Origin of the sequence: Clostridium sp. CF012 (assembly GCF_018861755.1) — a bacterium.
In the GTDB taxonomy this organism is placed as follows: domain Bacteria; phylum Bacillota; class Clostridia; order Clostridiales; family Clostridiaceae; genus Clostridium_AD.
In genome coordinates this window covers 127,011-142,930 of sequence record NZ_JAHLEF010000008.1, presented here as the reverse complement: position 1 = coordinate 142,930, position 15,920 = coordinate 127,011, and the positions used below count along the sequence as shown (strand labels likewise).

Here is a 15,920-nt window from a genome sequence, read left to right as displayed (position 1 = left end):
GGAGTATATTATGGATGATATAGAGGAAAGAATTATTACTTCTTCTATCATTGAAGAAGATATGGAGGCAGAGTATTCCCTAAGACCACAAAGGCTTAGAGAGTATATTGGTCAACCAAAGATAAAAGAAAAACTAAATATATTCATTAAGGCAGCTCAAAACAGAGAAGAAGCTCTGGATCATGTGCTTTTATATGGCCCCCCTGGCCTTGGAAAGACAACCCTTGCTAACATTATTGCAAAGGAAATGAATGGAAACTTAAAAGTAACCTCGGGGCCCGCTATTGAAAGAGCAGGGGATTTGGCATCTATTTTAACTTCACTTAGTGATTATGATGTGCTTTTTATTGATGAAATACATAGGCTCAATAGAAATGTAGAAGAAATACTATATCCTGCAATGGAGGATTATGCATTAGATATTGTAATTGGAAAAGGCGCTTCAGCTAAATCTATAAGACTCGATTTACCAAAATTTACGCTCATTGGTGCAACTACTAGAATAGGACTCCTAACAGCGCCGCTTCGTGATAGATTTGGTGTACTAAGTGCTATGGAATATTATACGCAAGATGAGTTAAAGAAAATAGTAATTAGGTCTTCTGATATTTTAAATGTAGAAATTACTGAAGAAGCAGCTGTTGAAATTGCAAGGCGGTCAAGGGGTACACCTAGAATTGCTAATCGTTTGCTTAAGAGGGTTCGCGATTATTGTGATGTTAAGGGCAATGGAATCATTGATTTAAAAATAGCTACAGCGGCTTCCGAACTCCTTGAAATAGACAGTGAAGGTTTTGATAGAATAGATAATAAAATGCTAGAAGCTATTATAGATAATTTTAAGGGTGGACCGGTAGGGATAGAGACACTATCTTATTTTATAGGTGAAGAAATAGGGACTCTCGAGGATGTCTATGAACCTTATTTAATTCAAAAGGGATTCATAATAAGGACTCCACGAGGAAGGATAGCCTCTGAAAAGGCCTATGAACATTTAAATAGATCTATGAAAAGGCCAAAGGCACATAAAAACCTTAAACAATTTACAATTTTTGATGATGATAAAGAAATATAAACTATTTTCGCATAAAGAAAGGATGTAATTTTTTTGAAAGTAAAAGATTTTTATTTTGACTTACCAAAGGAGCTTATTGCACAACATCCACTCCAAAAAAGAGATGAGTCAAGACTTATGGTAGTTAATAAAACCAGTAGTGAAATACAACACAAAGTGTTCAAAGATATAATAGATTATTTAAACCCAGGAGATTGTTTAGTGTTAAATGACACGAGGGTTTTACCTGCAAGACTTATAGGTACAAAAGAAGATACAGGCGGTAAAATGGAATTTCTGCTTCTAAAGAGAATAGATGTGAATCAATGGGAGACTTTGGTTAAACCTGGAAAAAAAGCAAAGATTGGAACTAGGTTTGTTTTTGGAAATGGAGAATTAAGGGCCGAGGTTATAAGCATTTCTGAGGGTGGTAGTAGAATAGTAAAATTTGAATTCGTGGGAATCTTTGAAGAAGTTTTAGATAAACTTGGAGAGATGCCTCTACCGCCATATATAACTGAAAAATTAGAAGATAAAGAACGATATCAAACTGTGTTTTCAAAACAAATAGGGTCAGCAGCGGCTCCCACTGCAGGGCTTCATTTTACAGATGATTTGCTTGAACAAATTAAAGCAAAGGGTGTAAAACTTGCATTTGTAACATTACATATCGGGCTAGGTACTTTTAGACCTGTAAAAGCTGACCTAGTGGAAGAGCATGAAATGCATTCAGAGTATTATGTGCTAAATAGTGAAACAGCGGATGTAATTAATGATACAAAAGAAAACGGAGGTAGAGTAATTGCTGTAGGTACTACTTCCAATAGAACTCTAGAAAGCATAGCAAGTGAGAATGGGAGAGTAGAAGAAAAATCAGGTTGGACAGACATATTTATATATCCAGGCTATAAATTCAAAATTGTTGATGCATTAATAACCAATTTTCATTTACCAGAATCTACACTAATAATGCTAGTTAGCGCTTTTGCAGGACAGAATTTAGTTATGGGTGCTTATGATATTGCGGTAAAAGAAAAATATAGATTCTTCAGTTTTGGAGATGCAATGTTGTTATATTAGTGAATAATAAAGAGCTAACTCTTAATTATTGTAAGGAAAGAAGGGTAAAAATGTATAAATTACTTAAGAAAAGTGGTAAAGTAAGACGTGGAGAGTTTACAACTCCTCACGGCACAATTCAAACACCTGTTTTTATGAACGTAGGAACTCAAGGAGTTATTAAGGGTGCAGTTTCCAGCATGGATTTAAAAGAAATTAATTGCCAAGTTGAATTATCTAATACCTATCATTTGCATTTAAGGCCAACAGATAAGGTTGTAAGGCAGATGGGAGGACTTCATAAATTCATGAATTGGGATAGGCCTATTCTTACAGATTCAGGTGGATTTCAAGTGTTTTCACTTGCAGCTATGAGAAAAATTAAAGAAGAAGGCGTTTATTTTAATTCACATATTGATGGAAAGAAAATATTCATGGGCCCAGAAGAAAGTATGCAAATACAAAGCAACTTGGGATCTACCATTGCTATGGCTTTTGATGAATGCATACCTAACCCATCTACCAAAGAATATGTAGTTGATTCAGTAGCAAGAACTACAAGGTGGCTAGAGCGGTGTAAAATTGAAATGGATAGGCTGAATTCTCTTGATGACACTGTCAATAACAAACAAATATTATTTGGAATAAATCAAGGGGGAACATATGAGGATATCAGAATAGAACATGCTAAAACTATTACTAAGATGAACCTGGATGGCTATGCTATTGGAGGTCTTGCAGTGGGAGAGTCTCATGAAGACATGTATAGAATCATTGATGCCGTTGTTCCACACTTACCACAAGATAAACCAATATATCTTATGGGAGTAGGGTATCCAAGTAATATTTTAGAAGCTGTATCAAGAGGCGTAGACTTTTTTGATTGTGTTTTGCCTGCAAGAAATGGAAGGCATGGACATGTTTTTACGGGTGATGGTAAAATAAATATAATGAATGCTAAATTTGAACTAGATGCTGCTCCTATTGATGAGGGGTGCCAATGTCCTACTTGTATGAATTATACAAGAGCCTACATAAGACACTTATTTAAGGCAAAAGAGATGCTCGCCATGAGACTTTGTGTGCTTCATAATCTATATTTTTATAATAAACTTATGGAAGACATACGAACTGCCATTGATAATGATTGTTTTGAAGAATTTAAGGCTGAGAAACTAGCTCAGTGGAATGAAAACGCATAATTAATTGCTATAACATGATTACCCTATAAAAGTAATAATAAGTAAAGTTATTGATTTTTACAGGAGAATTATTTTATTATAATTTAAAAAATTATTGAAAGGAGGGGAATATAAATGAATCAAATAGTATCTTTATTACCTATAATATTAATGCTAGTAGTGTTTTATTTAGTAGTATTTATACCAGAAAACAAAAGAAAGAAAAAATATGCCGCACTTCTAAATAATTTAAAAGTAAATGATGAAGTAATGACTAAAGGCGGTATAATTGGAAAAATCGTCAATATCCAAGAAGAATTTGTTATCTTAGAAAGTGGTCCAGATAGAACTAAAATTAAATTAGCTAGAACCGGAATAGGTTCTGTTAGAAATTCAAGTAGTTCTGATGTGATACTAGAGAAAAAGTAAAAATTTAAGTAATAAAACCCCCTTTTTAATCATAATTAATATTATAGATTTCAACTAAATTTTTTTATTGAAATCCATAAAAAAGGGGGGGTTTACATGGAAAATAAAGTAAAATATTCTTGTGCTGCAGAAGGTGTATTTAGGGCTTCAATTTTAACCTTAATTGTATTGGTAGCTTATTCTATAATAACAAGCTATTTACCAGCTAGCATGAAGGTAACATCCGTTTTTTATATTATAATAACATTAGTTAGCGTGCTTTATGGATCGGTATATGCTGCAAAAAAAGCAGGTGAAAAGGGTTGGCTAATGGGCATTATGGTGGCGGCTATTTACATGGTAGTTTTATACTTAGTTAAAGTAGTTGGTGGTGGAAGCACTGCTATTGGTTTGAGAGAAGTAATAAGAACCGCTTTAGCACTGGGTATAGGTACACTTGCTGGAATGCTTGGAATAAATCTATAGAAATGCTTTATTTAGCCAAGATATTATGATATAATCATACCGAAACTTTACGAATGGAGGAATTGAAATGAAACATATAAAAACTATAAATAAAACAAGCATTAAAGAAAGTTTAAAAAAACCAGGATGCAAGGAATGTGCTAATTCATGTCAATCAGCATGCAAAACTTCTTGTACAGTGGCTAACTTAGCTTGTGAAAACTAATATTACTAATGTGGCAGTAACACTTAGGGTTACTGCTTTAAATTTGTTAGGAGGAAAATAACTTGTCATTAATTCATAAATATATACAAGACAGCGAGTATTATGTAATAGATGTAAATTCCGGATCACTTCACGTAATTGATGAAATAGTTTATGATCTTTTGGATGATAATTCCCTTAAAGAAAAACAAGAATTACTAGAAATATTTAAAGATAAATATATGGTAGAAGATATTGAAGAAGCCTACAGTGAAATTCTCAGCTTAATCAAGGAAGAAATGTTATACACAAAAGATATGTACAGAGAAATCGCTATGGACATTGGAGAAAAAGAGTCTTACATAAAGGCACTATGCCTAAATGTAATACATGATTGTAATTTAAGATGTAAATATTGTTTTGCTGACGAGGGTGAATATCATGGTGCTAGAAGCGTAATGCCAGCAGAAGTGGGAATGAAAGCAATAGATTTTGTTATAGAGAAATCTGGCCCAAGAAAAAACATTGAGGTTGATTTATTTGGTGGAGAGCCCCTTATGGCTTTTGATACAATAAAAGAAATAGTTGAACATGCTAAAGTTCAAGAAAAACTTCATAATAAATCTATAAGATTTACTATGACAACTAATGCTACATTACTCAATGACGAAATCATGAAATATATGGATGAAAATATGGGTAATATAGTACTCAGTATAGATGGTAGAAAATCTGTTAATGATAAAGTTAGAGTAAGGGCAGATGGAACTGGCTCTTATGATAGAATACTTCCTAATATTAAAAAAATGGTTGACATGAGAGATAAGTCGAAAGCTTATTATGCAAGAGGAACTTTCACTAGAGAAAATACTGACTTTTTCGAAGATATAAAACATATGGCAGATCTAGGTTTTAAAGAAATATCTATAGAACCAGTAGTACTTCCAAACGAACATGTTTTATCACTTAGAGAGGAAGATTTACCTATTATTTTTGAGCAATATGATAAATTATATAAGGATATGCTTCAAAGACATAAAGATGGAAATGAATTTAAATTTTATCATTTTAATATAGATCTTAAAGGTGGACCTTGCGTTTATAAGAGAATTTCTGGTTGTGGAGCAGGTCATGAATACATAGCAGTTACTCCTGATGGTGATATATACCCTTGTCATCAATTCGTTGGGAATAAAGATTTCCTAATGGGAGATATCTATAATGGAATGCATAATAAAAAAATGGAGCTAGAGTTTAAAGAAGCACACATTTACAACAAACCTAAATGTACTGATTGCTGGGCAAAGTTTTATTGTAGTGGGGGATGCCAGGCAAATAACTTTAATTTTAATGGAGATATGCATATTCCCTATGAAATTGGCTGCAAGATGCAAAAGAAAAGGATAGAGTGTGCTATAGCTTTAAAAGCAAAAACCATGGATAAATAAATTGTAAATTACCTAATATTGACTAATTTTGTTAATCATAATATAATTGTATTTATGATTAAGCAACAGAGGGGGATAAAGATGAAAAAGAAGAAAAGCATGTTTATGTTTTTGGCCAGTGTTTTAGTTGTTGGGATATTGGCATATTCAGGTTTTAAAGGATTTACAATCGGAGGTTATAGGTTTAAACCCTTTACTGAGACAATAAATAAAGGTTTAGATTTGCAAGGCGGAATTTCTGTCTTAGAAGAAGTTCAAGGTGGAAAGGTTGATCCAAAGACCTTAGACAGGGCAATTGAGCTTATTTCTATGAGAGTCAACAAAATGGGAGTTAGTGAAACACTAGTTGCCAAAGAAGGCAACAATAGAATTAGAATTGAAATACCGGGTATGTTCGATTCTAAAGTAGTTCTTGATACTGTTGCAAAATCAGGAGAGCTTACATTTGTTGGTCCGGATAAAGTTACAATTCTTACTGGTAAAGATGTAAAGGATGCTACTGCATACCCAGGTGAAGATAATAAACCTACTATAGGACTTGAGCTTAATGAAGCAGGTAAGAAAAAGTTCGCAGAAGCAACACAGAAATTTTTAGGAAAACCAATTACTATTTTTATGGATGGTGTGGAGTTAACTAGTCCTACAGTTCAAGCAGTTATTTCAGATGGTAAGGCAGTTATCACAGGAAGTAAAGATTTAGCCGAAGCTACAAGACAATCTCAAATTATTAAATCAGGAGCATTGCCTGTAACACTAAAAGCTGTTTCAGTTAAAACAGTTGGAGCTACATTAGGTGCAAATGCATTGCCATTAAGTATGAAGGCTGGAGCTATTGGAATATTAATTATACTTATATTTATGATGTTATATTATAGAGCGCCAGGTTTGATTGCAGATGTATCACTAATTTTATATGTGGTTTTGGTTCTTGGCGCATTCTCAGCCATTAATGCTACTTTGACACTGGCAGGTATAGCAGGATTCCTGCTTACGGTTGGTATGGCAGTAGATGCTAACGTGTTAATATTCGAAAGAATAAAAGAAGAACTTAGAACAGGAAAATCAGTAAAATCTTCTGTAGATGCTGGGTTTCATAGAGCATTGTCATCAATATTAGATTCAAATATTACAACTATAATTGCTGCTATAGTTCTTTACTCAATGGGCACAGGCGCAGTTAAAGGCTTTGCACTAACACTTATGATTGGTGTAACTATAAGTGTATTTACAGCACTTACTAGCACTAAATTCTTATTGAAATTAGCTGTCGAAATGGGACTTTTAAGTAAAACATCTCATTTTGGCGTGAAGAGGGGGTAAGCATATGCTAAAGATAGTTGAAAAAACTAAACTATGGTTTGCTATGTCTCTATTCATTATTGTAATAGGAATGGGATTCATGGTAACAAAAGGGTTAAACTTAGGTATAGATTTTAAAGGTGGTACAGTGCTTGAGATAAAGATGAATCAGGCTTTTGTAAAAGCCGATGTAGATAAAATAATAGACAAACACGCAAAGGATCAATATTTGTCAAAAACACTAGATGAAGGCAAGGATTTGGAAATAACCGTAAAAACTGATGCACTTACTGCTGATCAAATAGCAATCATGGTAAAAGAAATTAAGACGCAGTTTAAATCTAGTGAATTAATTTCAGAAAATACAATTGGAGCCTCTGTTGGTAGCGAATTAAAGACAAAAGCAATAGCTGGTTTGATTATTGCCATGCTTTGTATGCTAGTTTATATAGGTATAAGATTTGAATTTAAGTTCGGAGTTGCAGCAATAGTTTCATTAGTGCACGATATTCTAATTATGGTTGGGGTATACGCAATATTCCGAGTGCAAGTAAATGCAACTTTTATTGCGGCTATTCTGACTATTGTTGGTTACTCTATTAATGATACTATAGTAATATTTGATAGAATAAGAGAAAATCAAAAAAATATGAGAAAAGCATCTATAGAAGAGATTACTAATACAAGTGTTACACAAACTATGGCAAGATCAATAAATACAGTTGCTACAACACTATTTACTATAATTGCAGTATATGTATTTGTACCAGCTATAAGAGAGCTTAGTTTCCCATTAATAATAGGTATATTAGTTGGATGCTATTCGTCAATCTTCATAGCAAGTCCAGTTTGGGTATTGCTAAAAAAAAGAAATAGTAAAGCAACTTCGAAAGCAAGAGCATAGGAACCAATTGCCCTTGTTACACTTTGGCTCAAATAGTTAAAAATTAAAGACAAAGAAGTATGATGTATTAACTACTTCTTTGCCTTTTTTAATTTTGTTAAATAGGAAATTTTATAATTTAAGTGTTTTCTATTAACTTTGAGGAGTTTTTATGGTGGATTATCTTAAAAGCATGCAAGTGAATAATAATGACTTTATAGATTATAATATGTATAATCCATTTTTATTAAAAGGAATGGAGGATGCATTATATAGAATTGTCAAAGCCATAAATGAGAGAGAAAAAATTGTCCTTTATGGATTTTATGATGTGGATAGTATTACGGCAATTTCTTTATTGATGTTAGTTCTGAAGTTTCTAAATGCTGATGTTGAGTATTTTATACCAAGTGTGCGTAGCGAGAGCCGTGACTTACTTGAAAGTGATGTTATCAATCATATAAAATATTTAGGACCAGGACTTATAATAACATTAGGTTGTGGCATCAATTCTTTCAGTGAAATAGAACTATGCAAATACATGGGAATAGAGGTTATAATCACAGATTTTCATGAGCCTATAAATATAGCTCCAGACACCATTGTTGTGAATCCAAAACAAAAGGGGTGCAATTATCCATTCAAAGGATTATGCGCTGCTGGGGTGGCCTTTAAAGTAGCACAAGCAATATCATCCTATTACAAAATGAAATCCATAAACAAATATATGGATTTGGTAATGCTAGGTACTATTTCTAGTAAAACAAAGCTTGAGAGTGAAAATAGAATATTTGCGCAGGAAGGCATGAAGAAATTAAAAAACACAAATAATTATGGAATTTGTGCACTACTAAAAACTCATAACATTGTGGTTATTAATGAAGATACAGTATCAAAATTGGCATTAACAGTAATGCCTACCATTAATCCCGTTGGACGAATGGATAATGCTAAAATTGTTGTTGAGCTATTTATTACCTCTGACAGCAATAGAGCATTACAGATATCAAAGTACTTAGATAAAGAATTAAAAAACAGTCTCATAGTTAGGTGAGATACTACATAATCTTTGTGTTGCATAAATAACTCATTATAATATATAATGGGCAGTATAATAAGTAGTATTGATTAAAAACGAAAAATAATCAAATGCTTATGCATTTGTAAACTTTGATTTTATTTTTGGGGGGGATTATCGTGGATTTAAAAAATAATATTAGAATAATAGAGGAATTTCCAAAAAAAGGTATCAGTTTTAAAGATATAACTACCTTACTACAAGATCATAGTGCTCTTAAGTACACTATAGATGAAATGGTAGCATATTTAGAAGATAAGAAGATAGATGTTATAGTAGGACCAGAGGCAAGGGGATTTTTATTTGGTGTTCCAGTGGCCTATGCTCTTGGAGCAGGATTTGTACCAGTTAGAAAACCTGGTAAGTTGCCTTATGACACTATGGAAGTTGAGTACGACCTTGAATATGGTAGTGATAAACTAGAAATTCATAAAGATGCCATAAAGCCTGGACAAAAGGTAGCTATAGTAGACGATTTGCTTGCTACAGGTGGCACAGTAGCTGCAGTAACAAAGCTTATAGAGCAAATGGGTGGAGAGGTTGTTTCCTTAAACTTTGTAATTGAATTAACAGGACTTAATGGAAAAGACAAATTAAAGGGTTATGATATAATGTCTCTTGTAAAATACGATATTTAATTCTTATTTAATTTTATGTAGTAAATATTAAATTTAAATTGCAAAATTCTACATAAAACTATATAATATTAGTAAAAAGTATAGGCTGGTTAATTAAACCAGCCTTTGATTTTAGGAGTGTATAAGCCATGTTGGAAAAATTGTTATATAAGATTGAAAATAATTGTAATATTCTAGATAAAGATCTTATTGTTAAGGCCTTTAATTTTTCTTATGCCGCACATAAAGAGCAAAAGAGAGAATCAGGAGAGCCTTATATTGTTCACCCATTAGAAGTAGCCTGTATTTTGGCAGAAATGGGACTTGATACTAGCACAATTGTTGCGGGCTTACTTCATGATGTAATTGAAGACACCGTATATACTTATGAAGATATAAGCAGGGAATTTAGTATAGAGATAGCAAATTTAGTTGAGGGTGTAACAAAGCTCGGTCTCATAAAATATAAGACTAAGGAAGAGGAACAGGCAGATAATATTCGCAAAATGCTCTTAGCTATGGCAAAGGATATTAGGGTTATCCTTATTAAGCTCGCAGATAGGCTTCATAATATGCGTACGCTAAAATATATGCCTGTTGCGAAGCAAAAGCTAAAAGCAAAAGAAGTTTTGGATATTTATGCGCCCTTAGCACACAGACTAGGTATGTCTAAAATTAAATGGGAACTAGAAGACTTATCACTTAGATATTTAAACCCAAATGAATATTATAATTTAGTACGGAAAATTGCTGAAAAAAGAGTTGAGAGAGAAGATAATATTAGCAACATAATATCAGAATTGAAATTTAACTTAAATATTGTAGGAATAGAGGCTGACATCGATGGAAGGCCAAAGCATTTTTACAGCATTTATAGAAAAATGGTTTCCAAAAACAAAACTATAGATCAAGTATTCGATTTGACTGCAGTTAGAATTTTAGTAAATGATATTGGAAATTGTTATGCAGCTCTAGGGATTGTGCATACGGTTTATAAACCAATTCCGGGAAGATTTAAAGATTATATTGCAATGCCTAAACCCAACATGTATCAATCACTTCATTCAACAGTGATAGGACCACACGGAAAACCTTTTGAAATTCAAATTAGAACTTATGAGATGCATAAAACCGCGGAATATGGTATTGCTGCTCACTGGAAATATAAAGAGGGCACAGAGAGCAGTGATGATGAAAATTTCGATTCTAAATTTTCTTGGCTAAAAGATATTCTTGAATGGCAAGGGGAAACCTTTGATGCAGAAGAGTTTATGGAAGGGTTTAAAATTGATTTATTTTCAGATGAAGTTTTTGTCTTCACACCCAAGGGAGAAGTTATTAATTTACCCCTTGATGCAACACCAATTGATTTTGCGTACAGAATTCATACAGATATAGGTCATAGGTGCATGGGAGCAAAGGTAAATGGAAGAATGGTACCCCTGGAATATCACCTAAAAACTGGAGAAATAGTTGAAATTGTAACTTCGCCGTCACCTAAGGGTCCTAATATTGATTGGCTTAACATTACAAAGAGCAATCAAGCTAAAAGTAAAATTAAAGCTTGGTTTAAAAAAGCTAAAAGAGATGAGAGTATTGAGAAAGGTAAAGAAGTATTAGAAAGAGAATCCAAAAGACAAGGGCACAATTTTGGAGAAATTGCCAAGGGTGAAGCAATAGAAAAAATATACAAGAAATATAATTTTAAAATTCTAGATGATTTGTTTGCTTATGTTGGAGTAGGAGATATTATGCCTTCAACTGTAGTTAATAGGTTGAGAGAAGTTTTTGAAAATAAAAATAAAACAGAAAATTTGACAATTGAGGACATTGAACAAAAGATAACCAAGACTACAAGCAAAGAAGAGAAAAAGAAAATTGATTTTTCGGGGCTAGTAGTCAAAGGTGAGGGCAATGTACTTGTAAGGTTCGCAAAGTGTTGTAATCCAGTTCCAGGAGATGAAATAATAGGTTATATAACTAAGGGACGTGGAGTTTCTGTTCACCTAAAGGACTGTAAAAATGTTGAAGCCTTAATGAAAAATGAAATTAATAAAGTGGTTGAAGTAAGCTGGGGAGCTTCTGAGGGAAAAGGCTATATTACTGAGATTGAAATTAAAGCAGATGATAGATATGGGTTATTGTCGGACATAATGGAGGTAATAACAGTAACAAAGACTCAGTTATACTCAATTAACGCAAAAACACTAAAAAATAATGTGGCTTTAATAAATATAAAGTTAAGGGTTTCTGATACGGAGCATTTGAAGGAATTACAAAAGAAAATCACTAAATTGTCTGGTGTAATAGAAGTATACAGATTAAAAAACTAAGGGATATTTTTATTATTTAGGAGATGGATATTTATGAGAGCAGTAGTGCAAAGAGTAAAATCTTCAAGGGTTGAAGTAAATTGTGAATTAGTTAGTGAAATAGGGTTTGGGCTAAATATTCTCCTAGGAATTAGCGAGGATGACACGGAAGAGGATGTAAAATACCTAGTGGATAAGATATTAAATCTTAGGATTTTTGAAGAAGATGAAAAAATGACTAAATCTCTAATAGATGTAGGTGGGGAAATGCTTGTAGTTTCTCAATTTACACTATACGGTGATTGTAGAAAAGGCAGAAGACCTAATTTCATGAGAGCACTTGGTGGAGATGGAGCCCAAATATTATATTTAGAATTTGTTAAACAGTGCAAGGGAATATTAGGTGAAGTTAAAACTGGAGATTTTGGGGCGGATATGCAGGTTTTTATACAAAATGATGGACCGGTAACCTTACTTATTGAGAGCAAGAAAGATTTCTAGGAGGATTAATATGCAAATTAGAACACTTGTTACAGGAATATATGGATCAAATTGTTATGTTGTTATGGATGAGACTACAAAAGAAGCTATAGTGGTAGATCCAGGTGGAGACGTGGAGGAGATTGCTCGTGCTATAGATGCTATGGGCGCGAAAGTTTTGTATATCCTTTTGACTCACGGACATCTAGACCATACCACCGGTGTGGCTAAACTAAAGGAAATCACAAAGGCAACAGTCTGTATAAGCAAAGCAGACGACGACTTAATAACAAAGGGCGAGTATTTATTTGGTCCTCTTATTGAAGGTGGGGCAGACAAATTACTAAAGCAGTGGGACGTAATAAAAATTTCTAACTTAGAGTTTACTTGTTTAGACACACCAGGTCATACACCTGGTGGTATGTGCTTTAAAGTTGAAAACGCTGTTTTCACAGGAGATACTCTTTTTGCAGGTTCCATCGGAAGAACAGATTTTGTAGGAGGAGATTTCAATACTATAATTATGAGTATTAAATTGAAGCTTTTATGCCTTCCTGGAGATACTATAGTGTATCCTGGTCATGGATCAAGTAGTACAATAAATAATGAAAAATTGGGAAATCCTTTTTTAAAGGATTAATATAGTCTAAAATAGCACTAAAATTTTTATAAACTATAGTTAGTAAGGAGTTAAAATGATTAAGGTAAAATTAAATAATGAAAAATTTAATTATGACGTATATCAAATAATAAATTTATTCTTTTTATTTGCTGATATTAAATTTGTTGAAGAAAATTATGATTTTAATATTGAAATAATGGAAAATATAATAACAATACAAAAGGACTCTGAAAATTATGAATACAAGGTTGATAATTCCTATAAACTTAAGGATGAAGTAAAAAAAGCTGTTTTTTTATATTTTTCAAAAAGTACAGAAAATCAGCTACCTTGGGGTACTTTAATTGGAATTAGGCCGTCTAAAAAAGCTCTTGAACTGCTACAAGAGGGGTTTTCTGATGAGGCTATCATAGAACAGTTCAAAGAAAAACATGTTACAAGAGAAGATAAAGCACAACTTTGTATTGATGTTGCAAAGTTTGAGAGAAATATTGTTAATAGTGACAAGGATACTATAAGTGTTTATATTGGGATGCCCTTTTGTCCTACCCGTTGTCTATACTGTTCTTTTGCAGCGAGTCCTATAGAAAGTTGTAAAGACATAGTACAGCCATACCTTCACGCACTGGCTCATGAGATTAAAGAGATAAGTAACTATATTCAAGAAAAAAAGCTAAACATTGAATGTGTATATTTTGGAGGGGGTACACCCACTTCTGTAAATGATGAACAATTTGAATTTATAATGAAATATATTTATGAAGCCTTTATCGTGCATAATAATGTACGTGAATTTACTGTAGAATGCGGAAGACCTGACAGTATAACTTTTAATAAGTTAACTACTATGAAAAAATATGGAGTACATAGAATAAGCATTAATCCCCAAACAATGAATGATGATACCTTGAAATTAATTGGCAGAACTCATTCCGTAGATAGCGTTACCCAAAAATTTGATATGGCAAGGAAATTAGGTTTTGATAATATAAATATGGACTTAATAGTAGGACTGCCTGGGGAAAAGATTTCACATATAATAAAGACTTGTGATAAAATATTTGACATTAAACCTGACAGTATTACAATTCATGGTTTGTCCATAAAAAGAGCTTCTAAGCTCCATGAAAAGATGCTTAATAATTATAGGTTTGAAGTTCCCGGTCAAGAAGAATTAAATCAAATGTATGAGCATACTGTGGAATTATCTAAAAAACTTCATATGAAACCTTATTATATGTATAGGCAGAAAAACATGGTGGGTAATATGGAGAATATTGGATATAAAACACCGGGCAGTGAAGGAATATATAATATTCAAATGATTGAGGAAAAACAGACGATTATTGCACTTGGTGCAGATGCTGTATGTAAAGTTGTTTTTTTAGAAGAAAACAGGCATGAAAGGTTCGCAAATATTAAGGATGTTAGAGAGTACATAAAAAGGATAGATGAGATGATCCAAAAGAAAATTGAATTGCTAGAAACATTATATGGTTGCAATACTATTAAATTAAAAGACTAGTAAAAGGAGTGATAAAATGGATATTCAAGCACCTAAGGGTACTAAAGACATATTACCTGAAAACATTTATAAATGGCAATATGTAGAAAATCTATTTAGAAAATTATGCTGCGTATATGGTTGCCGTGAGATTAGAACACCTATGTTTGAACATACAGAATTGTTTAAAAGAGGAGTAGGGGAAACTACAGATGTAGTTCAAAAGGAAATGTATACTTTCGAAGATAAGGGTGGAAGAAGTATTACACTAAAACCTGAGGGCACAGCACCAGCAGTAAGGGCATTTATAGAAAATGGCTTATTTAATGAGGTGCAACCTACAAAATTATATTATTTTACTCCATGTTTCAGATATGAGAAAATGCAAAAGGGAAGATTTAGGGAACATCATCAGTTTGGTGTAGAAGTTTGCGGCTCCGTGGAAGCTTCCATTGATGCTGAAGTAATTAGCCTTGTTATGAGGGTATATAAAGAGCTTGGAATAGAAGGTGTTCAATTAAAAATCAACAGTATGGGATGTCCGAGTTGTAGAAAAAAATATAATTATGCATTAAAAGAATTTTTAAAAGATAAATATGAGGATCTTTGTGAAACTTGCAAAGGTAGATTTGAAAAAAACCCACTAAGGATTTTAGATTGTAAAGTGAATGGTTGCACAGGAATTGTTAGTGGCGCACCAATTATATCCAATTACATTTGCGAAGACTGTTCTACTCACTTTGAAAGCTTAAAAAATTACCTAGGAGTTATGGATATACACTTTGATGTGGATCCACTTATTGTAAGGGGACTTGATTATTACACCAAAACTGTATTTGAAGTGCTTGACAAAAATGGTCTTGCTCTCTGTGGTGGTGGAAGATATGATAATTTAATTAAACAAATAGGTGGCCCAGATGTTCCAGCTATGGGCTTTGGTATGGGAATAGAAAGACTATTAATGGCCCTGGAAGAAAATAATATAGAAGTACCTAAAGAAAAATACATGGAGCTTTATGTTGGTTCAATGAATGGTGAATCTAAATATGAAGCAATTAAAATTGTGAATTCCCTTAGAGAAAAGGGAATAAAATGTGAATGCGATCATATGGAAAAGAGCGTAAAAGCTCAAATGAAATATGCTAATAAGATTGGAGCATGCTATACAATTATTTTAGGTGAAGATGAAATCAAAACAAGAATTGCTAAAATAAAAAGAATGTCTGATGGACAGCAGTTTGAAATTAAATTAGATAATTTACAAGAAATTATTAATATAGTTAAAGCTTAATTCACAGTCAAGAG

At 32.8% G+C, this 15,920-nt stretch carries 16 protein-coding genes; all 16 read left to right on the top strand.

What is annotated here, in order from left to right; all coding sequences use genetic code 11:
- Positions 1–19: 19 nt before the first annotated feature.
- The 16 genes from ruvB to hisS all read left to right on the top strand — a co-directional run bounded on the left by ruvB (position 20) and on the right by hisS (position 15,906).
- The gene (gene ruvB, locus KPL50_RS10260; protein WP_216298412.1) at positions 20–1,075 is read left to right on the top strand and encodes a Holliday junction branch migration DNA helicase RuvB; all 1,056 of its coding nucleotides are present in this window, start codon (positions 20–22) and stop codon (positions 1,073–1,075) included.
- A 33-nt stretch (positions 1,076–1,108) separates the two neighbouring features.
- Entirely contained in the window at positions 1,109–2,134 is a 1,026-nt protein-coding gene (gene queA / locus KPL50_RS10255; RefSeq protein ID WP_216298362.1) for a tRNA preQ1(34) S-adenosylmethionine ribosyltransferase-isomerase QueA, read from the top strand.
- A 50-nt stretch (positions 2,135–2,184) separates the two neighbouring features.
- On the top strand, positions 2,185–3,315 hold the full coding sequence (gene tgt / locus KPL50_RS10250) for a tRNA guanosine(34) transglycosylase Tgt (protein ID WP_216298361.1): 1,131 nt from the start codon (positions 2,185–2,187) through the stop codon (positions 3,313–3,315).
- Between the two features lie 114 nt (positions 3,316–3,429).
- A complete protein-coding gene (gene yajC / locus KPL50_RS10245; RefSeq protein ID WP_216298360.1) occupies positions 3,430–3,723 on the top strand; it encodes a preprotein translocase subunit YajC in 294 nt (97 codons plus the stop codon).
- A 96-nt stretch (positions 3,724–3,819) separates the two neighbouring features.
- Positions 3,820–4,188 carry a TIGR04086 family membrane protein gene (locus KPL50_RS10240; RefSeq protein WP_216298359.1) on the top strand — a complete coding sequence of 123 codons (369 nt, stop codon included), beginning with the start codon at positions 3,820–3,822 and terminating at the stop codon, positions 4,186–4,188.
- Positions 4,189–4,255: 67 nt separating this feature from the next.
- Positions 4,256–4,393: a six-cysteine ranthipeptide SCIFF gene (gene scfA, locus KPL50_RS10235; RefSeq protein ID WP_124999239.1), complete on the top strand. Its 138-nt coding sequence runs from the start codon at positions 4,256–4,258 to the stop codon at positions 4,391–4,393.
- A 62-nt stretch (positions 4,394–4,455) separates the two neighbouring features.
- A complete protein-coding gene (gene scfB / locus KPL50_RS10230) occupies positions 4,456–5,820 on the top strand; it encodes a thioether cross-link-forming SCIFF peptide maturase (protein WP_216298358.1) in 1,365 nt (454 codons plus the stop codon).
- 81 nt (positions 5,821–5,901) lie between these two features.
- Complete coding sequence (secD, locus tag KPL50_RS10225) at positions 5,902–7,140, top strand: protein translocase subunit SecD (protein ID WP_216298357.1); 1,239 nt, start codon at positions 5,902–5,904, stop codon at positions 7,138–7,140.
- 4 nt (positions 7,141–7,144) lie between these two features.
- Positions 7,145–8,023, top strand: coding sequence for a protein translocase subunit SecF (gene secF, locus KPL50_RS10220; protein ID WP_216298356.1), 879 nt, complete (start codon positions 7,145–7,147; stop codon positions 8,021–8,023).
- 151 nt (positions 8,024–8,174) lie between these two features.
- Positions 8,175–9,056 carry a DHH family phosphoesterase gene (locus KPL50_RS10215; RefSeq protein ID WP_253200553.1) on the top strand — a complete coding sequence of 294 codons (882 nt, stop codon included), beginning with the start codon at positions 8,175–8,177 and terminating at the stop codon, positions 9,054–9,056.
- Positions 9,057–9,199: 143 nt separating this feature from the next.
- Positions 9,200–9,718 (top strand): adenine phosphoribosyltransferase, encoded by a 519-nt coding sequence (locus KPL50_RS10210; RefSeq protein WP_216298355.1) that lies wholly within the window; start codon positions 9,200–9,202, stop codon positions 9,716–9,718.
- A gap of 128 nt (positions 9,719–9,846) precedes the next feature.
- Positions 9,847–12,030 carry a bifunctional (p)ppGpp synthetase/guanosine-3',5'-bis(diphosphate) 3'-pyrophosphohydrolase gene (locus tag KPL50_RS10205; RefSeq protein WP_216298354.1) on the top strand — a complete coding sequence of 728 codons (2,184 nt, stop codon included), beginning with the start codon at positions 9,847–9,849 and terminating at the stop codon, positions 12,028–12,030.
- Between the two features lie 33 nt (positions 12,031–12,063).
- The gene (gene dtd, locus KPL50_RS10200; RefSeq protein ID WP_216298353.1) at positions 12,064–12,510 is read left to right on the top strand and encodes a D-aminoacyl-tRNA deacylase; all 447 of its coding nucleotides are present in this window, start codon (positions 12,064–12,066) and stop codon (positions 12,508–12,510) included.
- A gap of 10 nt (positions 12,511–12,520) precedes the next feature.
- On the top strand, positions 12,521–13,129 hold the full coding sequence (locus KPL50_RS10195; RefSeq protein WP_216298352.1) for an MBL fold metallo-hydrolase: 609 nt from the start codon (positions 12,521–12,523) through the stop codon (positions 13,127–13,129).
- 55 nt (positions 13,130–13,184) lie between these two features.
- Positions 13,185–14,636 (top strand): coproporphyrinogen III oxidase, encoded by a 1,452-nt coding sequence (locus tag KPL50_RS10190; RefSeq protein ID WP_216298351.1) that lies wholly within the window; start codon positions 13,185–13,187, stop codon positions 14,634–14,636.
- 16 nt (positions 14,637–14,652) lie between these two features.
- Positions 14,653–15,906, top strand: a complete 1,254-nt coding sequence (hisS, locus tag KPL50_RS10185; protein WP_216298350.1) for a histidine--tRNA ligase — start codon at positions 14,653–14,655, stop codon at positions 15,904–15,906.
- Positions 15,907–15,920: the final 14 nt, after the last annotated feature.